Origin of the sequence: Polystyrenella longa (assembly GCF_007750395.1) — a bacterium.
In the GTDB taxonomy this organism is placed as follows: Bacteria; Planctomycetota; Planctomycetia; order Planctomycetales; family Planctomycetaceae; genus Polystyrenella; species Polystyrenella longa.
The window spans coordinates 780,706-801,076 of sequence record NZ_CP036281.1 but is presented as its reverse complement, the minus strand read 5'-3'; the positions used below and the strand labels follow the sequence as shown (position 1 = coordinate 801,076).

The 20,371-nt window shown below is 51.2% G+C and carries 16 protein-coding genes; 10 read left to right on the top strand and 6 right to left on the bottom strand.

What is annotated here, in order from left to right; translation table 11 throughout:
• Positions 1-44 precede the first annotated feature (44 nt).
• Positions 45-515 (bottom strand): VOC family protein, encoded by a 471-nt coding sequence (locus Pla110_RS02965; protein ID WP_144993025.1) that lies wholly within the window; start codon positions 513-515, stop codon positions 45-47.
• Positions 516-1,105: 590 nt separating this feature from the next.
• Here Pla110_RS02965 and Pla110_RS02960 point away from each other — a divergent pair.
• Both Pla110_RS02960 and proC read left to right on the top strand, forming a co-directional pair.
• Positions 1,106-2,452: a hypothetical protein gene (locus tag Pla110_RS02960; RefSeq protein ID WP_144993023.1), complete on the top strand. Its 1,347-nt coding sequence runs from the start codon at positions 1,106-1,108 to the stop codon at positions 2,450-2,452.
• 127 nt (positions 2,453-2,579) lie between these two features.
• Positions 2,580-3,404, top strand: a complete 825-nt coding sequence (gene proC, locus Pla110_RS02955; protein ID WP_144993021.1) for a pyrroline-5-carboxylate reductase — start codon at positions 2,580-2,582, stop codon at positions 3,402-3,404.
• A gap of 275 nt (positions 3,405-3,679) precedes the next feature.
• Here proC and Pla110_RS02950 read toward each other — a convergent pair whose 3' ends face one another.
• The 5 genes from Pla110_RS02950 to Pla110_RS02930 form a co-directional block, all read right to left on the bottom strand.
• A complete protein-coding gene (locus Pla110_RS02950) occupies positions 3,680-3,985 on the bottom strand; it encodes a sulfur globule protein precursor (protein ID WP_144993019.1) in 306 nt (101 codons plus the stop codon).
• Between the two features lie 280 nt (positions 3,986-4,265).
• Positions 4,266-5,447: an outer membrane protein assembly factor BamB family protein gene (locus Pla110_RS02945; RefSeq protein ID WP_144993015.1), complete on the bottom strand. Its 1,182-nt coding sequence runs from the start codon at positions 5,445-5,447 to the stop codon at positions 4,266-4,268.
• Positions 5,429-6,613 carry an iron-containing alcohol dehydrogenase gene (locus tag Pla110_RS02940; protein ID WP_144993013.1) on the bottom strand — a complete coding sequence of 395 codons (1,185 nt, stop codon included), beginning with the start codon at positions 6,611-6,613 and terminating at the stop codon, positions 5,429-5,431. Before Pla110_RS02940 ends, Pla110_RS02945 begins: the two co-directional genes overlap by 19 nt.
• Positions 6,614-6,952: 339 nt before the next feature.
• Entirely contained in the window at positions 6,953-8,611 is a 1,659-nt protein-coding gene (locus Pla110_RS02935) for an outer membrane protein assembly factor BamB family protein (RefSeq protein WP_144993010.1), read from the bottom strand.
• A gap of 206 nt (positions 8,612-8,817) precedes the next feature.
• Positions 8,818-9,555 (bottom strand): helix-turn-helix domain-containing protein, encoded by a 738-nt coding sequence (locus tag Pla110_RS02930; protein ID WP_144993008.1) that lies wholly within the window; start codon positions 9,553-9,555, stop codon positions 8,818-8,820.
• A gap of 267 nt (positions 9,556-9,822) precedes the next feature.
• On the opposite strand from Pla110_RS02930, the gene Pla110_RS02925 reads away from it, so the two are divergent.
• The 8 genes from Pla110_RS02925 (at position 9,823) to Pla110_RS02890 (ending at position 20,325) form a co-directional block, all read left to right on the top strand.
• Entirely contained in the window at positions 9,823-10,032 is a 210-nt protein-coding gene (locus tag Pla110_RS02925) for a hypothetical protein (RefSeq protein WP_144993005.1), read from the top strand.
• A gap of 81 nt (positions 10,033-10,113) precedes the next feature.
• Entirely contained in the window at positions 10,114-10,308 is a 195-nt protein-coding gene (locus Pla110_RS02920) for a hypothetical protein (RefSeq protein ID WP_144993002.1), read from the top strand.
• An 81-nt stretch (positions 10,309-10,389) separates the two neighbouring features.
• The gene (locus Pla110_RS02915) at positions 10,390-10,896 is read left to right on the top strand and encodes a transposase (protein WP_144993000.1); all 507 of its coding nucleotides are present in this window, start codon (positions 10,390-10,392) and stop codon (positions 10,894-10,896) included.
• Positions 10,897-11,124: 228 nt separating this feature from the next.
• Positions 11,125-12,378 (top strand): SGNH/GDSL hydrolase family protein, encoded by a 1,254-nt coding sequence (locus tag Pla110_RS02910; RefSeq protein ID WP_197440465.1) that lies wholly within the window; start codon positions 11,125-11,127, stop codon positions 12,376-12,378.
• A gap of 703 nt (positions 12,379-13,081) precedes the next feature.
• On the top strand, positions 13,082-13,675 hold the full coding sequence (locus Pla110_RS02905) for a carboxypeptidase-like regulatory domain-containing protein (RefSeq protein WP_144992995.1): 594 nt from the start codon (positions 13,082-13,084) through the stop codon (positions 13,673-13,675).
• Positions 13,676-13,989: 314 nt separating this feature from the next.
• A complete protein-coding gene (locus Pla110_RS02900; protein WP_197440464.1) occupies positions 13,990-15,546 on the top strand; it encodes a N,N-dimethylformamidase beta subunit family domain-containing protein in 1,557 nt (518 codons plus the stop codon).
• 470 nt (positions 15,547-16,016) lie between these two features.
• The gene (locus Pla110_RS02895; RefSeq protein WP_144992992.1) at positions 16,017-17,441 is read left to right on the top strand and encodes a DUF4339 domain-containing protein; all 1,425 of its coding nucleotides are present in this window, start codon (positions 16,017-16,019) and stop codon (positions 17,439-17,441) included.
• 742 nt (positions 17,442-18,183) lie between these two features.
• Positions 18,184-20,325, top strand: a complete 2,142-nt coding sequence (locus Pla110_RS02890; RefSeq protein ID WP_144992990.1) for an SEC-C metal-binding domain-containing protein — start codon at positions 18,184-18,186, stop codon at positions 20,323-20,325.
• Positions 20,326-20,371: the final 46 nt, after the last annotated feature.

Here is a 20,371-nt window from a genome sequence, read left to right as displayed (position 1 = left end):
CAACGATTCGCAACAGATTGAGGTCGATGCCATTGGGATGTTCTCTAAGAGCCCTCGCCGCCGAATAATTCGAGGGCCCGTTTTGCCATCTCTTCGTGGGCGACATCTTCGATCGGTTGGGCGAGGGACCAGTGGTGGCCGAAGGGATCTTCCAGGCGGCCGTAGCGGTCGCCCCAGAAGGCGTCCATCAATTCCATCGTCACCGTCGCACCGGCAGCAACGGCTTGCTCGAATGTTTTGTCGACATTGTCACAATAAAGGTGAATCGTCACGGGTGAACCCCCTAGCGATTTCGGACTGCGACTCATGGGATTCATGTCGGGCATTTCCTCCGCCAGCATGATCTGCGAATTTCCAATCGCCAACTGGGCATGCAAAATGGCCTCCGTCCCGGGGAGAGTCATCACAAACAGCTCTTTCGCATCGAAGGCCTGTTTGTAAAACGCAATCGCCTCTGCCGCATGGCGAACGACCAGATAGGGGGTCACCGAAGGAAGGGGGTCCGTGTCAGACATTTTGAACATCTCCTGTTATTGAAAAGCAATCAAAGAGCACACTTGTTCAATACTCTTGTGTTTAGAATAACATTGCAACCGTTTTTACCGTCGTTGCAGCCCTCTCCGATAAATCCTCCAGCAGTTTTGGCCCCTTAACGGCGGCTCGTTTGCGTTTAATTCTTCAGCAGATTACTCTGAACAAATTCACTGCGTTATTCCCTTCATAAGAAGAGCAGGTACTGTGATGTTAGTTTCGATTTGGTACGTCTTCTTCATATTTTCTCCCTGTATAGTTTTCATTTTCGATAACTATGAGAAAATTAGGTCGATGGAAGAGGAGAACGCAAAGCTCAAGGAAAGGGTGAGTTCCCTGGAGGAAATCCATGCGAAACAAAAACCGGAATCGTCGAATCCAACGGCCTAAAACTGGTTAAGTAGTAACTACCAACCGGAAGGAGTCCGACCCGTGACCGTCACCCTCACTCTGTTTGACCAACAACCCTCACCCGTACTACTGTAACCCATGATGTAAACCGCGATCCCTCATTTCCCGCAACCTGACTGTAAGACTGCGTGGAACCTGATCAACCCGATGGAGATTTCCCTGGATGTCCTACTCGCGACCAAGAACTTTTCTTCCCGTTCTTTTTTCCCTGTTCTGTCTGATCCTGCTCTCGGGCTGCCCCAACTCGGAGACGACTGAATCTCAACCACCCGCCGCCACCGATTCTAAATCGGCCGCGCCCGTGGAGACCAAACCCAAAATCGAACCCGACGACGCCGAAGCGATCAAAACGTTGGAAGCCAAAGACATTACGCTGTCTAAGAATGGCGAAGGATCAGTCATCAACATTGATGCTTCCAATACCAGCATCACCAACGATGACCTCGCCCTGATACCCAAGTTCCCGTACCTTGATCGACTCACTTTGAAGGAAACGGAAATCACCAATGAAGGTCTCGAGAACCTCGTCGGATGTCCGAAACTGCGTGTCATCAACTTGCAGGCAGTCGGGATTACAGGCGAAGGCATGAAATCGCTGGCAAAGATTCCGACCCTGCTTGTCATCCAGATGCGACGTTCGGACATCACCAACGATGGACTTCAACATCTTCAGGCACTGCCCAAGCTCAAAGAACTCGACATGCGATTTACTAAAATCGATGACGAAGGGGCCAAGTACCTGAGCGAAATCAAAACCCTTACCAACGTCCAGCTGCAGCGATGCCCGATTACGGATGCCTGCCTCGAATCGATGGCGCCTCTTGAGAACCTGCAACATCTCGACATTTGCCTGCCAAACAGCTCTAACAATATCGATAAGAATCTCGTGCATATCAGCGGCCTTACCAAAATGAGGGTGCTGATGATGGACGACACTATCGTGGGCAACGCCGGTATGGAACATCTTGCCAAACTCAATAATCTGGAACGCCTGCACCTGCGCCGAACGTTCGTCGAGAAAGATGGCCTGAAAGTGTTGGAAGGTAAAGACAAATTGAAAGAGCTTCTCCTGCGGGGAACCCTCATTCAAAACGAAGATCTGGAGGTCATCGGAAAACTGAGTGGACTCCAGACATTGGGACTGGAACAGACCAATATCGATGAAGCAGGCCTGCAGTTCCTGACTGAAATGAAAGACCTCAAAAGTATTGACCTCTGGTTCACTTATATCACCGATGACGCCTTGCCCATCGTAGCCCAGTTGACCTCACTGGAAGAACTGGGGATGGCAGAAACAGAAATCACTGACGGACAGCTTCAGGAACTAGCCAAACTGAAAAACCTGCGAAACCTGACCCTCGACCAGACTAAAATCACCGACGCTGGTCTGGCAAAACTTCAGGAAGTGAAAAGCCTGAAACGGTTGAGCATCAAAGGTCTTCCAGAGCTGAGCCCCGAAGCAATCAACAAGCTCAAAGAAGCACTCCCCGAACTGGATGTCGTCCAGTAAAGTTAGATTTCAACAAGGTTTGACAGTCGTTCCATCATTCGTGATCAGCGGCTGTTTTCATCCTCTCTTTTCTTCCCTATCTCGACTACCCGGAAAGTCGATCTGGAAATAAACAGGAACCCGTTCCATGTCTGACCTGAAACCTGTAAACGAACGTGTCGGCTTTATCGGTGCGGGACAGATGGCAATCGCTCTTGCCAAAGGGTTCCTTCAATCCGGTCTCATTCAGGCGAAGCAACTCCATGCGAGTGATCCTAATGATGGGAACCGCGGCAAGTTCGCGGAAGCAACGGGCGGTGTAGTACAGGCCGATAACCGGACGCTGATCCAGAACGTCGACATCATTATTCTGGCGGTCAAACCTCAGTATATGCCTGATGTGCTTACCGAATTGAAATCTGAAATTAATACTGGGCAGCTAGTGATCAGCATCGCCGCAGGTGTTTCGATTCACGCGTTCGAGAAAAGTCTGGGTACAGACCAGCGAATCATCCGAGTCATGCCAAACACTCCTTGTCAGATTGGCGCTGGGGCCAGTGGCTTCGCTCGCGGTGGTGCCGCTACGCCAGAGGATGCGGAGCTGACTCGTCGCATGTTGGAAACAGTCGGTATCGCTTTCGAAGTACCCGAAATTCAGCTCGATGCAATCACGGGGCTTTCGGGGAGTGGGCCGGCTTATGTTTACCAGATCATCGAAGCCTTAAGCGACGGCGGCGTGCTTGTCGGTCTTCCTCGGAACACGGCGACCAAACTCGCGGCCCAAACACTTTACGGTGCCGCCCGCATGGTTCTGGAAACAGGCCAGCACCCGGGGCAATTAAAAGACGCCGTCACCAGCCCGGCGGGAACTACCATCACCGGCCTCGCGGAACTGGAAGAAGGTCAACTGCGGGCGACTCTCATCAACGCTGTTCGCGCCGCCACGGAACGATCCCGGGAGTTGTCGAACTAACGACAATATCCTGTCTGCTAAACGGTTCACGCTCGAAACAAAAAAACCTCGCCCGAAAACCGGACGAGGTTTCAATCAGCAAACATCATGTTAAGCCTCGATATCTATTGCGTATTCCAGATAACCGTAGCGTGTCCTAGCGGCGTAGCCTGCCGTTTTTAAGGGCTTTTAGGGACCGGTAGCCGCCACACTTATCCTGGACAGGACTAATTTAAAGTGTCAGGAGTTCTACATCAGATGTTGCCGGGAGACAGGAAGGGTTCACTACACAGGATTTATTTGTAGATTCCGAATGAGAATCCGTTGCCACGGTACTGAAAACCATTGCCGTAGTAGGGACGATAGTAAGGACGGTATCCGTATCCGCCGCCGTAGTAGCTGCGATGTCCCCGGTGTCCATAATGCCCACGATGTCCACCGTGGTGTCCGCCATGATGTCCACCACCCCAATGGCCTCCGTGATGTCCACCGTGGTGCCCGCCATGATGCCCTCCGCGGCCACCTGCCTCAAGGACGCTGCCATTAGAACCGACGAAGAACAAACCAGCAGCCATTACAGAAAGTAGTAAGTAACGTTTCATTGAATTTCTCCTTGAAATGATTGGATGATTTCGTTTTGAAATCAGTTGTTTGTTTGACACCATTTCAAAAAGCAGTTGGCATGCCATTCCGGATGCCGCAGAAACGCTATTCCCCTATCCTATTGATACACAAGAACTTATCAATCCCGAAAAACTCATCCTCTGAGTGGCACACTTTGCCGGAGTGTATTCATATTGATAAAGATGTACTCATTTTGAGGGCGCGATGATCGCTAAATCCGTTATCTCTTACGGTCTATCCCCAAACCACTGGCTATCCCTATTTGCTTCCAAAGCAGTGCAACGTTCCGTTGCTACCTTCAGTCCCGATGACCAGGCAGTTCTCACCTACAGCGGGCCCGGCGATAATCGACTTCCCCAGATTTGCTTTGAAGACTTCTTTACCCGTCTCGACTGAAACGCCATACAAGTTTCGGTCTCGCGATCCAAAGAAAACGCGATCCTCTACCACGACGGGGGAAGACTCAATGCCTGCTCTTGTCGGAAAGGTCCAGAGCCCCTCTCCATTGCTGCGATCAATTGCGTGTAGCAGTTTATCATGCCCTCCCACAAAAACATGCTTCTCTGTTACAGCAGCGGAAGAATGTATGGGCATCTTCCGGGACGGTGCTGTGTATCGCCAGGTAATTTCTTCCGTCTTCCAGTTTACGGCGACAACTTCTCCCGCCTGAGTTCCGACGTAAAGCTCATCCTTCCAAATAGCGGGTGAGGCGATCAGGTAAGTCTCCAGTGGAATATCGGCTTTCTGGGTTCCGGCATCGATATCAATTACTCGAAGATGATGATCACATCCCGCCACGAAGGTGAAGTTTTCTACAACGCCGGGAGAGCCATTGATTCGGTCACCCGTTTCGAAACTCCAGTCCTCGGCTCCGGTCTTCGCGTTCAGACAGTAGAGATAGGAATCATAGGAACCGACGATTACTTTACCGTTATAGATCGCCACGCACCCGCTGATTTCGTCTCCCGTCGCATACTTCCAGACAAGCTTGCCCGTTGCGCGATCGACGGCGTGCAGAATGCCATCTTCATCGCCCAGATAGACCATTTTCTCCGTCACCTGCGGAGTCGCACGAAACCCGGGGGCGAACTCATCCGGGTCTTCACTTTCCAACGACCGATATCGCCAGACTTCCGAACCATCATTCAGATTCAAACAGATCAGATGGCCGTTGAGTGCTGGTAGATAAACGTATTCACCGACAATCGCCACCGTGGCGACAACACCATCAGGCACGTCGATCTTCCAAAGTTCTTCGAGCTCTTCCGGAAGAGGTGAACCGGCAACCCCCTGCTGCAAATTCCCATTTCGAAAAGAAGGCCAGCTAGTTGGGGTTGGTGCGGCTACTTTAAGTTCTTCTGCCCTCAAAGGAGCAAGAACAAAGAGCCCAAAACACCCCAACGCTAAAAGCAGTTTTCCAGTTAGTCTTGTAACGCGCATTGATAAATCTCCTGCAGGCTCTCAGCGGAAACGGGGCGAGGATTGAACTGTCCTGTCCACTGCGCTGCGGCTTCGCTGGCGAGTTGGGGTATTAAATTTTCATCAAATGAAATCGCGGAGAGAGACTGGGGCGTGTCCGAGTTTCGGAACAGATCCATCAGATGATCTGCCAGCAGTTCTCCCGCTTCCAGCGACGATGTCGGTTGCAAACCAATAGACCGAACGAGTTCGGTGTAATCCGCCACCGTCGAGTTAAAGCGAACGACATGCGGCAGCAGAATCCCAATCGCTGTTCCATGAGTCGTCCCGAAGTGAGCCGACAGAGGATTCGCCAGTGCGTGTGTTGCTCCTAACATTGAGTTTTCAATTGCGGCCCCTGCCAAGTGGGCTCCTAGTAACATTCGGCCCCGCGCTTCCAGATCGTTCGGTTCGTTTAAAACAATCGGGAACGACTCAACCAGCAGTTGAAAAGAACGCAAACTGAATGTTTCGGAAATGATGTTTCGTTTTGTGGTGACATAAGTCTCCACAGCATGACTGATCGCATCGATGCCGGTGACCACGGTCACGGACTTAGGCATGCTGGTGGTCAATTCCGGATCCAGGATCGCGACTTTGCAGGCCGCTTTTTTGTCACCGCAGGCCATTTTCATATGCGTTTCAGCATCGGCGATCAGAGCGAACGATTGCGCTTCGCTTCCCGTTCCCGCCGTGGTTGGAACGGCCACCATCGGCAGCATTGGCTCGGTCGCTTTACCGACGCCCCAGTAATTCTGCATGCGGCCGCCATTAGTCAGCAGGAAGTTAATCCCTTTAGCGCAGTCCATACTGCTTCCACCACCCAAACCAATGATGAGATCGATCTTCTCGTCCCGAGCGACCTGCAAACCACGATCGACATCTTCGGTCGTCGGATTAGGCTGCACCTCTTCAAACAGCACCACGTCCAGATTAGCATCGGCAAGAATTTCACAGGCGCGGCCCGCATGGCCGGCGGAGTGCAGGCCTCTGTCCGTCACCAGCAGGACGCGCTGCCCCTGTAATTCAACGCAGATATCTCCCAGTTGTGAAAGCGTACCCGCTCCGTAAACGACACGCGTCAGAGGGACATAATCGAACGGTTTCAGCACTTGTTCATCAAAGCTCGTGGGATCCACTAAGTTCATCCTGTCAGCGAAATCTGGGGAAGGAGCCGGGCAAGCGGGCCTGTTCGCATCATGTTATATGGTATCAGGATGTGGCGACACGAAACCACATTTCCAAACGACTTTTCTGAACCTGAAGTCGCTACCCTTTTTCAAGGCAAGTCAGAGGCAAGATTGAGAAGGCGGGAAAAGCAGACTCTAATTCCGCGAACAACGGGAAGTCGGTCTGCTTCGTCCCTTTAGTTTATGAGGATCGTCACTCCTTGGCAAATCGATTACTCGAAAACTCTGCTCTCAGCCAGTGGATTCATCCAGAACAGGATACAGATCACCACTACCCGGCCCACTTTAAAGTCTGCCCTATTTTTCGAGTGCAAACAGCGTATTCGCCGTCGAAATATACAACGTTCCGTTCGCAAAAACTGGCGAAGTATAAATGGCGGCCCCCATGCTAATTTCTTCATGCGGTTCTCCCTCCGCCATGGCGACTTCCGGATCGATGGACAACTCAAATATAGCCAGGTCGCCATCTTCGTCCCCCAGATAAATTTTGTCTTCCACTATCAACGCCGCTCCCCACAGATGAGCGAACATGTCATACGACCAATGCGGTTTTCCCGTTTTAGAATCCAGACAATGCACGACACCGGAGAAGCAACCGATCACTAGTATGTCGTCCTGAATCGTAACGGACGCAATCGCCCGACTCATTTCTTCTTCCAGATCAACTGAACCTGAGCCATCTCGATCTTCCCCCGTGTACTTCCAGACGAGGGCGCTGTTTGGATTGGGAACTTCCTTCTCACCCGCATCTTCATCCAATGCCTGAATGCGCCGAGGTGGCACTGGCTTGTTGTTCTTATCGACGACTAAAGTTGGGCTGACATCTCCCTGTTTATTCGGCGAGATCGCCCACAGGCAACCAGGGCCATCTCCTATTTCCGGATCCTGTCCCACGGCGATATAAACAATGCCATCATGAACAACGGGAGTTGCAATCAGATTGTTGCGACCTTCCTGATCAAACGGATCCCAAACAGACGACTTCGGATTGCAATCGAACTTCCACAACAACCGGCTGTTCCCATCGCCATCTCCCGCAGGATCAAAGCCGTAACAGTATCCATCCCCCGCCGCGAAGATCACCTGTGCCCGACCATCAATGACAGCATAAGCGGGAGACGACCAGACGCCCTGTAACAAGTTGGGCCCCGGTCGGTTATCGCTCCAGACAATCTTGCCCGTCGTTTTGTTAATGGCCAGAAAGCTGGGAGCCTCGGGCGCGGGGACAGGATTTTCTTCGGTGACCGAATCGACATCGGCAACGCCATTGGAAGTGCTGACGAAAATCAAATCGCCCGCCCCCGTGATCGAACAAGTCGTCATGTTTCGCGGTTGTACTCCTAGATCATTAAGCATGTCCAACTGCCAGATGATATCCGCACTCTGAATATCTTGATCGACTTCATCAGTAACCGATCCATCGTTCTTCTGATCGCTAAAACCCGCGGTATCCAGACAGAGAACTTCACAACGATTTGTGACGATCCATAATCGGTTCTCTTCGACGTAGGGATCAGAACAGATTCCCTGGTGCGCCCAGTCGTAGTCATCTCCCGCTTCTAACTTCGGGCGGGAAAGCTGCCACAGGAAATCACCGGTCTCTTCGGAAAAACAGAGCAGACAGCCCATGTCGATATTGTTGGGGTATTTTTCCAGATAAGCAGCATCGTTATTCGTCGCCACATACACCTGGCCATCCGCCACTACTGGCCCTCCATAAGTGATCGATCCCAATTCGCGCGACCACTTCACGCCCTCTTTGGCATCCACGTCCCAGACGGTGGGGGCTCCCGTTTCCGTCGATACATTATTACGAAGCCCACTCCCTCCTCGCTGAGTCACATCGGCCGCTTTCACGACAATGAAACTACTCGATAAAAACGACAGGAGACACAGTGGCAAACAAATGAATCGAGCCAGGGGAAGGCACTGTTGCATGACATAGCGACAAGACATGAGGCGGGTCAATCTGTAAGAGGTCGTTCTCAGCGAGACGTTGGGCGGGGCTACTTTGAAAAGGCATTCCGTAATAACACGGTGGTTCTTCCACGGTAGGCTGCCAGATAGATCATTGTAAAGTGCCACCTCTGACGAGTGCCCTGATAACCGTCTTTCTTACCGCCATTTTCCCAAGAGAGATTCGGCATCGCTATCCCAGGGATTCACGACGACTGCGAATCGGTTCGGGAATCAATCTCGGGGGAAGCTTCCATCTGAGTCTGTTGTTCTGTGCCCCCTTTATTTGTGATCCCTCCGTCTGTGGACTCCTTATCGTCCTCATTTGCCCCACTCTCCTTACTGAACGACGACCTTGCAGCAGGCTTAGGTTGATAGAGATTGGGATCGGGTCGGACGGATTGATAGAGCGAATCGACCAGCTCTTCCAGCTTTTCGCTCTGGTGAGTCTCCAGAATCACCTGAACCTTTCGCATCAATTCCCGCTTTTCATTAATACGAGCGGCCACCTGCTTTAAACCATCTTCATTTAATGACCCACCGACTCCGAACGAACTGTAAATCTCTTCCCAGTCCTGTGGCTGCCACCCGGCGAACAGTTGTGGTTCAGACATACTGATTTCGGTTACGACCGGATTCGTCCGTCGATCGAGTTCACCAATGTTCCCTGTCGAGCCCGTCGAAAGCCCCAACTGAAAGTTTCGCTCGTCGTCACAGTCGCATAGCTCCTCGGTTGAGATCTCGAGAGCTTGAGCAATTTTTGCGAGGGTATTCGTCTGCGGCCAACGGACCTTCCCCCGTTGCAGATTCGAAAAGAAGGTACGTGATATCCCCGCCTTCTTCGCTAAAGTCTGCTGACTTATACATTTACGATGACAATACCGGTCAATACGCAACAGCAACAATTGGCGATCCTGGTGATTAGAATCTTTCTCTAACCCCATTAAATACTCCTGAACTCAAAACCAAACAGGCAAATATTGAACATTTATTGTGCACCCCTATTGCCTTACGGCACACAAAAATATACTATACACAGGTACACATATTCGTATTGACGGCCCGATTATTAAACAACACTCATTATTAATCAAGAGTCGTATTTTACAAAGAACACCTAATCCACGACAGGAACATTAGAACACACAACCTAAGTCTGCTGTCTATTTTTTTCGACCAACCAAAAATTTATTCGGAATAACGGAGAAACCATGGATCGCAGCACTCGTTTTTCTTGGGACGACCTAGACCCTCATGATCGAACTCGCATGAACTCGGCATTTGATGAACCGGAGGACGACTGGGAATTGGATCTCCCTGAACCTCCAAAGGTGCGCCGTAAGAAACGGCAAACGAAATCGCTTTCATCTGTTGAGAAGAGAGGCAATGTTGAAATGAGTGCAAAACCAAAAGCAGACTAAATCACTTCCTTCGCCAAGTATCAGATTTTTTAAGAGATCCCTTTTTATTTCCTTATTCTCCTCGTATTAGAAAGGCTTTCCATGGAACAACCACCTCGCCGTAAGCAGATTTCCATTTTCATGCCAGTTGAAGACTGGAAGGAAATGCGCATGGAAGCAGCTCGTCATCACATTCCAATGACTGAACTCTGTCGCCGCTGGCTGCGTCCCGAATTGGACCGGCTTCACGAACAGAACGACGCTTCAACTTCACTCACCTGGAATGAAATATCGTAATTGGCTGAGGCTCTTCTTAATTTTGCTTAACTGTTCTCTGATTTCACGTTTCTGAGTTTATTGTTTGTGGGAGACAATCAGATGCCCGAATCAATCTGTCGACGTCGTTATCCAAGTGACTTAACAGAGGCCCAGTGGCTGGCGATCAAACCACTGGTCACTCCGTTGGAAGAAAAACAGCTCGGTCGCAAGCGCGAAACAAATGTGCGGGAAGTTCTTGACGCGATTAATTACCGCTGGATGTCTGGCTGCGTCTGGAGAATGCTGCCTCACGACCTGCCATCCTGGAACACCGTCTACATGTACTCGCGACGGTGGGAACAGGTGGGGCTTCTTTCTAAAATCCGCACGCTACTGTTGAGTTCACCCGCCCGTTTACCAATCGTCCGCCAAGAGGTCATTCGTCAGCTGGATAACGAGTCGGAGGCTTCAAAAAATAATCCCGAACGCCCCCAGCCAGACTTACTTCCCCCTGTGGACAAAATGAATCCGTACCCCCGAATGGAAGACGTTCCATCATGCCTGGCAACGGACGTCGATTGGTCCGACCAGCGTTTTAATTACTCATCGCACGCGGCTCCTCAATAGTGGCCACGCCTGCTTTTAATCACGATTCCTGCCATCCAGCCTCGCTTCCCGTCGTTTATCGGGAAGCGAGGCTTTATTGTTTTCATTCCACACCGATGTACTACAGGATTGAAAATCCCCCCTTCACCGGGTGAGAATGAGAGAACCGAAAGACTTACCTGCTCATCCTCCTCTACTCTTCGGAACAATCATCTGATGACTCACCATAACTTCTGCATGGCTAAATCCATGTTAATGAAAACCACAGTGCTCATGCTCTTCAGTATTTTATTGTCTAGCCAATCCAAATACGCTACCGCCAATGAACCTGAAATGCACTCACTGTTTGAAGCACCCAACAAATCCGTTCGCGTTATCTGTCTGGGCGATTCTGTCACGGGCGTGTATTACCACACCGGGGGTCGCCGGGCTTATTCGGCACTCGTCGAAATCGGATTACAGCGGGCCTTTCCGGAAACGGAAATTGAAGTCATCAACGCGGGAATCAGTGGCCACACCACTGCCGACGGACTCAATCGTTTGGAACGCGATGTTCTCAGTAAGAATCCAGACCTGGTCACGATCAAGTTTTCGTTAAACGATATGACCCGCATACCGATGGCGAATTTCGAATCCAACTTGATGTCGATGATCAAACAGATTCAGGCAACGGGATCAGCAGTTGTGTTATGCACCCCGAATTCTGTTATTGATTCAACCGGGCGCCCTACTAAAAAACTGGAAACCTACGTCGCCAAAATTCGTGAAGTGGCCAAACGAGAAAACCTTCCCCTCGCTGATTGTTATGCCGCCTATGAAGAGAAACGAGAACAGGACGAATGGGCATGGACGATGATGATGAGTGACGACATTCACCCCAATATGGGAGGACATAAACTGATTGCCGAAACGATCGTCAATCGTATCAGCGGCCAAACGATCTCTCTGCAGGACGTCGATCCTCTCACTCCGACGTTGCCGTTCACTCTTGCTAAACTCCGAACAGGTGAACCGGTTAAGATTCTGGCAATGCCCCCTTATGACACGCTGGTTAAGAGGGTAATCCAAAAAGACTTCCCTGAGGCCAAACTTGAAGTCACGACCTGGACTGTCGACGGATTGTCATTGCCCGAAATTGAAAAATCAGCGGATCAGGTTCGATCTTCGAAAGCGGACTGGGTCATCATCGCGTTACCTCGCGAAGTCCTTCCCGGGAAAGACGCGCAAGAACTACGCAGCCTCTCCTGGATTTTAAATAAGTCGCTCAGCTTCGGTCATTTGGAATGGGATTGCATTGTCATCTCTCCCGATTTAACCGGACCGGCCACGACGGATGAGGAGCACATGCGAGAAGGCATCCTGCACCAGTTCGTACGACATCAGGATCTGAACCTGCTCTCTCTTACCACGCTTTCTGACTCGGATGTTAAAAACGTGAAACAGAAAGATGCCACTGCTTTTTTACAGGCCTGGTGGCAACAGGAATTGCAACAGAAGCCGTAGTGGCAATCAGACTACTTTGATTTTCAGCCTTACTCCTTCGTCCGCGAAGGAGTAAGGCTGTTTTCAATTACGAATCAATAAACTTCAACCAGACCTCCTGTCTTGACTTGGATGAGATGAAGTAAAGCCTTCCCGACATCAGTACGCGCTCAATTCCAGCGGTAAACTAGGGCGACATGTCAAAATATAAGGTCGCTGTAAGCAGAAGTGGGGAGAACTGTGACAGGTGCCGATATCTGAGAATGGTAGTCGTAGATATTCTACCCAGCGGGCCAGATTTGAGCGTGATTTCATCAGTCGTTCCAATCCGATTCGCTATGGGACTGTCGAATGAATCCACATGGACGGATTGTTCATTCCAGGTCAACAGCCCCTAATGGAGAACGAACTATCTCTGCCATAAGGTGAAACTTACGTCGCTTGGATCTCTGAGAACAAATTCGAATCATTCCATTCCAAACGAAATGATGACTTCAGGTTCAGCAGATCAAAGCCCAATCGGGATTTAGTGCCTCTTATACGGATTCACTGCGCGTTCAAAATCGTGCAACACTGGTTTCGTTGAATTAGATCAACCAGTCAGAGAAGCTGACCCGGCAATTGATTTTAGAACCGATTGCCATCAGCCGAAGGCACTGACTAACCCACTTACCAAAGTCCTCAACAGGACAGACCCACGTCTATACAAGGAGTAGTGGACGAAATGAAATCAGTAATGAAATTCGCCGTGACAGGTCTGACCTGCCTAGGTTTGACAATCTCTTCAGCGATCGTAATGGCCGCCGGTCCTGTTGCCCCTGCCACGAACAATGTCAGTGACATTGCTTTGGCTCCTGGTGGCACGTTCTTCGGACACGTTGTGAACGCACAGGGAACGGCCTTGGAAGGCACGGTCGTTAAAGTTTATAAAGGCAAATCAGAAGTTGCTTCGTCCGTGACCGACCAGACGGGTTTATTCGCCGTCAAAAATTTGCGTGGTGGCGTTTACCGCGTCTCTGCTGGCCAGGCTAGCGGCGTTTACCGTTTCTGGACTGAAGACGCAGCTCCTCCTAACGCCTCTACCAAAACCGTACTGGTTTCCTCACCCCAGGTCGTTCGTGGCCAACTGGGAGCACTGGGTGCGCTCGGTGGAGCCGGAACAGTAGCAGCCGGCGGTGCTGCTATCGGCCTCGGTTCGTTGAGCGTCATGAACCTCAACGAATCCCAGGACTTGAACGACGACCTCAGCGACCTGCAGAAAAGACTGCAAGACACGCAGAAGCATCTCGACGAAATCGAATCGATCGTCACCAAATAGTTTTAATGCAATAAAGTCTATAGTAGTACAGTCACTGACTGTTCGACAAAACAATAGAATCGACATGGAACCCGTTTCCATGTCGTTTTTTTTATTGAATTCGCTTTTCGTTCTCTTCCTGAAACCGGGTTGCCGCTGCCATCGGACCTGTAACTCCAGGAGAAATTTTAAGCCTCGGTAGGTTCCACGACGACTCAGTGGAAAAGAAGAGAACATTCGACCTTCCAGCTCGGACGACATTGCGGCAGGCGGGAGTACTGGCTTACGATGAATAAAGCAACTCTCTCAATTTCGCAACGACGAAGGACGGTACTATGGCGGATGAAACACACGAGCAGCACGAAACAGCCACCGATCAATTGAACCGCCGCAGTCTTTTGAAATCCGCTGCATTCGGATTGTGTGTCGCGGGGTTATCGAAATCGAAAGCAGAGAGTGCCGAACCGGTTCTGCGGTCGTCAAAACCTGACAACAAGATCACCCGGGAAAATGCTCACCAGGGAACTACCGACTGGCAACTGACTTTTGTAAGGACGGACCGTGCAGAAAACCGGCGATCCAAATTGATTGAAGGTTACTGTTCCGAACAACGCGTTCGACCGGGCGAAACGATCGACTTCTTCGTCAATGCGAGCGAAAAAACGGACGTAACAATCGATCTGTACCGCATGGGTTACTATCAGGGAACCGGCGGTCGCTGGCGGAAACAACTCGGTCCAGTCACCGTCTCCCCGCAACCCGATCCGGAAATCGGCCCCAATCGGATTCGAGAATGCGAGTGGAATAAAACCGCGTCGCTGACGATTCCGGACGACTGGACCAGCGGTGTGTACCTTGGCAAACTCTCCTGCAATGCGCACCGGTATCAAAGTTACGTGGTTTTCATCGTGCGCGATGATGAACCGGCTGACATCATCATGCAATGCAGCGACAATACCTGGCAGGCGTATAACAAATGGCCTCATGAATTTTCGTTGTATAACAGCGACCCTCCCAACAATTCCCTGAACGGAACGACCCGCGTCAGTTTCAATCGACCTTATGCCTGGTACCCCCAAGTCGTCGATCAACCCCTCTCTTTAGGTTCAGGCGAGTTTCTGCTGTGGGAATTTCCTCTCGCCTTCTGGTTAGAGCAACAAGGCTACGACATCACCTACTGCTCGAATCTCGATCTGCATACAGATCCCGCCAGCTTAAAGCGGGCTCCTGTCTTCCTCTCCGTAGGGCACGACGAGTACTACAGCCTGGAAATGCACCAGAATTTAAAACAGGCCATCGCTGACGGATTGAACGTCGGTTTCCTGTCGGGAAATACCAGTTGTTTTGTCGCCCCGATGACCGAAAGCAGCCAGTCTCAGCCTAACCGTACCTTCTACCGGGCTGGTCGATATGGTGGGTTAATCGAAGCAGAAAAGGAAATGGGGTTCGGTCCCTTCGACATGGAAGGCCCGAACGAAAACCTGTTAATTGGAGCGCGGACCATCGATCCGTTCAACGGTTCCGGCGACTGGATTTGCAGCCAGCCCGATCACTGGCTATTCGCCGATACGGGAATGAAAGCGGGCGACGGGATTCCCGGTTTGGTCGGTTGGGAATTCCATGGTGACCCTGCTGCGATTCCCGGATTAGAGGTAATTGCCGCAGGAACGTCGACAAATGCCGGCGGGCGTGACGCAAACTGGACTTCGACCCTGTACTCGGGTCCGAAGGACAACCTGGTGTTCAACGCGTCGACGATCTACTGGTCGATGGGGCTTAGCGATCCCCCTGGGTTCACACTCCCATTCAGCCATTTTGGTCGCCCACACGGCCCCGATCGACGCGTCCAGCAGATCACGACGAACTTCCTGAAAAAATGCGGTATTGTCTGACACCAGCTCAGTCCTATTCGTTCTTTCAGTATCCGAAAGCCGGGTTTCGCCCTGTCAGTCTTGCCGGACCTCCGGGGCGGTCTCTGTTCGCACATTCTGACAAAAACTGGCAATTTGCGGGTTGTATTTCGCTTGAGTTGTGGAAAGATACGAGGACAGATTGGCGATCAATTCGGGGAGCCAGCATTGAGAACAGAATCGCGAGCATCCCAGCCTCACCGCACGCATGCGGACGATGTTAACCGGTTACCGCAACCCCCATTTTCCCGCCCGCCAATCTGCACCCCTACTGTATTGAAGATGCGATACAGCTCATGCCAATGTTGTGGGAGGAAGTTGGCACCCCTATGTCTGGAGCTTAAGTCCCTGAAAAATGCGGAAAATGAATCCATCTGTGCGATGAATTTATTGCCCCGTTTGCCTTTGGGTATAATTTAAGATCATCTCCAAACCTCTCTGAGGAGCCTTTGGTGTCGGAAAACTGGTATTTCAAATTATTCGGAGAACAATTCGGTCCCGTCTCTCAAGACGAGCTGGAAAGCCTGGCGCAGATCGGAAAGCTGTCCAAAACCGATTCCGTGCGCAACGGCCAGAATACAGACTGGCAACAAGCCAGTGAAGTGATTGACTTTACTCGTGTTGAAGAGATTCGGCTGGAATCAGGCATCATTCCGATGTCGACATTGACCGGCTGGGACGACGGAGCCCGGCGAGCAACTCCAACTACCACGCCTTTAACGGGCAGTTCAGAGTTTCCCAGCCTGGACGATATCATTATCGCCCGGGAAGACAAAACCGATCAACAGTCACTCTCGCTGGAAAACTTTCTAAACCAGCATGGTTCCAAGATCCCCTCGTCAATCGACCAGAATTCCGAAGACAGCCATTTTGAACTGGCGGGGGATATTGCCAGCCAGTTGATGGAACCCTGGTATGTGAAATCTCTGGGAAAAGAATCAGGACCGTTCAGCCCTCTCGAACTGCAGATGAAAGTCCGCCGGGAAGAAATTGATCGGAACGATTTTCTTCGTAGAGGAACAACCGGCGCCTGGCAACGGGCAGAACGGGTTGACGATTTCAAGTTCCCTACATCCAAACTCAGACTGGCATCTGCTCCTCTCGATTCCTCAGCGCCAGAAGAGCCAGAAGCCGACCTGGACTCTCAGGTTTCTACTCCTCGCAAACCCAAACGCAAATCCAGACGGAAGTCGAAATCGTCCCGAGCCGATAAAATCACCGGACAGAACGAAGTAGATTCAGACGAAAAAGCAGCGGCGCTCGCAGCCTTTTTTGCCGATCACGATTTTGATGACGAAGAAGGAACTGCCCCCGTCGACCTGAACATCAGCGACAGAAACTCTTCATCTGAGATGGTGAACAACCCGACTCCGGCCGATTTCAGCCAACCAACCACCCCTCTCCCAGTGAATAAGCCAGTAATGGCGACTGCGCCACGGCGAAAAAATGTTGGTGGTGGAATGAGCCTTAATTTCGACTTCAGCTCGCTTGCTGAAGGCCCCGGTCGGTACGCCCTTGTCGGGGTTGTTTTATTCGGATTGGCTCTGGGGCTCTATTTCTTCAATCCTTTCAAAGGAGGGGGCAGCCAGCTAACGGCTGCGGAACAACTTTGGGCTGAAGTGCAAACCAAACAGAGCGATCCCGGTTTCCCCAATGAAGCCGCCTCCGTCTACCTGCCGCAAGCCCAGGAACTATGGGAATCACTAAAACCAATTCCCAACATCGAAAACAAAGTCATTGCTCACGTGAAAACAGCTGTAAAAGATGGCCTGATCCCCTACCTCAGCAAATATCCGGAAAACAACGAACAGGGTGCCGAAACCATCAAATATCACTTGGATGAGGGCCGTAAAAGATACGAAAGCGGGAACTATTGACCAGTACCTTCAGGACTTTAGGTCCTTTGAAGGAAAACCGTCAACGAGTCCGATTTTTATTGACATTTTTTCAGCAATGTGGATAATTAAATACATCATCTATTATATGTGTGCCCAACCTTCATTCAGCGGGCAGCTATTATTTACCAATCTGGCACACGAAAACTCTTACCTGGGACTCTGGGTAAGAGTTTTTTTTGGTATGAGTTTTTTAACGCTGGTTAGCTTCAGGAGAATTGGCAAGAGCCTTCCGCCTGACTGGTTCTCAGCACAAGACTCACGACCGGAACAGGCTTTTTTCAGGGCATCATCTGCTCGATTGCGTGCCTGCTCGTTTTCCCGCCCAACCGCAACATTCCCTCTCCTTCCGGACCAGTAAGCACGCCGTTTGTCCTGTCAAATAGAGCCGGATTTGCTACGATGCTTCTTCGCCGGGATTGCCCGACATATGATCATTCTTCAAACGAGACCAGATTCTCGAACAAAAAAAATCAACTGACCTGCACTAAAGACTGTTCTATCACTTGGGAGGCGATCCTCCTCTTAACAGCAAATAGAACAAACGCTGCGTCTCTGACCGCATTTTGCAGAGTTTCAGACCAACATCCCCTATAAATCAAATTCGACCCGTCGATCGATGACGGGTTATACTGTCCAGGGAGCAGGAAGAGACCACGCTCGGGAACGAGACCCCGTTCCCCTTCTTCCCTCCTTAGACATCACTGGAAAGAACACTGTCGAGATGCCTTTAGATCCTTATCAACTTTGCCCCTGTGGTTCCGGAAAGAAGCTGAAATTCTGTTGTGCCGCCATGACCGAGGTTATGGAGAAGGTCCAGTCTGCGCAGGAAAAAGGGAACGTCCGACAGGCTCAGCAGTTAATCGAAAAGCAATACGACCCCGAGAACCCGGTCGCCTGGGCCTGCATCGCCCATTCCTCCATGCTGATTGAGCAAGGCAAGGTCGATCTCGCCCGGCAGGTTCTGCAAACCTTGCTGAAACAGAACTCCGAGCACCCAGCGGGTATCGGTCTCTACGCGATGACGGCGGCGCTCAGTGGTAAGTTCCAGGAATCGAAGTCGGTCATCTACAACGTCTTTCAGTCAGGCTCTGGCCTGCTTCCCGACCTGGCGAGTGAAGTCGCTTCGGCCGTCTCAGCCAACTTCGCCCGTCAGCAATGCTGGATGGGCGCCCGAGCTTACCTGGTCCTCGCGATGAGACTTGCGCCCAAAGAAGCCAAACAGGATTGCTTCTACGAGCTAATGTCGTTCGATGCGAACTACGCCATTCCTTACCCGTTCCGCAGTGGCCAACCTCTGCTCAACTTCCAGGGTGATGATGCTGAGTCGAAAGAAGATCGAAAAGCACACAAACTGGCCGATCTGGGATGTTATGCCCCTGCCGCGCGTATTTACGTCAAGCTGATCGAGAACCATTCCGAAGACGCACTGCTCTATCATAACGCGGGGCTCTGCCATGCGTGGGACGGCAACGAAGCGCAGGCGGCTCATTACTTCCATAAAGCGGCGGAACTGACTGAGGACATGGGTCAGGCTGTCGAGTTGGAAACGCTTTCGCAGTTGCTCGCCTGGAACTGCGTTGAAGACAAGATCGTCCCTGAATCGGCTCACTACGATGTGGACTCCATCTCGCGACTGCTGACCGTTCTCGCCGACGCCGGACAAATCCAACGCATCACCAATCAACAGAACTCACAGATTGAAGAATGGGCCGAAGCAGGCTTTGAAGTTCTGGATCGTCCCCGTCTCGAAGCGGGAGTTACCGATCTGAAACCCGATGACATTCCCGAAGTTCTGGGAGAGATCTTTATTCTCAAAGAGACTCCCGACGCTGAATCGGACAAACGAGTGATCATCTCCAGCGACTCTCATGATCGCTTGGAAGAAACGATTAAAATCGTTCAACAAGCAACAGATGATGTGAAGCTCGAAAACGAGAGTCGCAACGAGTCGATGACCGAACTGACGCAACCTCCGGGAGTTCCAAAGGAACACCAGGTCTACTACTGGCGTTGGGGTTTCCCGACCAAGTTTGCTGCTAAACCACGAATGGAACTCTTCCTGGAGAAATGGGAAGATCTCGTGTATGAAAAGTGGCCCAAGACTCCACAATCCGTACTCGATGGCCAGACACCGGCAGAGCTGGAACCGAACTCTGTTCGTAAGTACGCTGCGGCTCATGTACTGGATGCCCTCAGTGGACAACGACAACTCCCTTTCGATCTTCCACGAATAATGGAAACGCTTGAACTCGATCCCCTGCCCCAGATTAAACCTGATGACGAACACACCCTGTCATCACTAACGGCTATGCAGTTCAACCGACTGGACTACAGCGACCTCTCCGACGATGAGATGCTGAATGTCATGAACCGGGCGCTGTTGACGCACTACAGCCTGGTATTGGATGCCATTCTGGAAGAGCTGCTGGAAAGTCGTCCCGGTTGCGAAGGGAAGTTCGACCGCTTCCGTGCTTACCGGACCCTCTCGCAGATTGCGATCTTCAACAACAACGAAGAACGCGCACTCGCCTGGGTCGAAAAGGCTCTGGCAGAAGCGACGAAACTGGAAAAATCTTTCGAGCCGGTCTTCGAGTGGAAGTTACGCAAACTGACTGTATTGCTGCGTGATCCTCAGCGTCCCGAGGTGAAAGAACTGGTCACTTCGATGCACCAGTACTACGGTTCCAAAATCCCCGAGTTCCGCAATATGCTCGCCGGTTTACAGGCCGACCTCAATCTGGATGTCGGCATTCTGGCGCCCAACGGAGCCGCCGTCGATGCTTCTTCGGAACAGGGACTCTGGTCCCCTGACCAACCCGAAGCCAGCGGCGACAAAAAACTCTGGTTACCGGGACAGGAATAATCGAGTTCCGCTCAGTCCTGTAACGACTTCAACCCATCGACAGTTC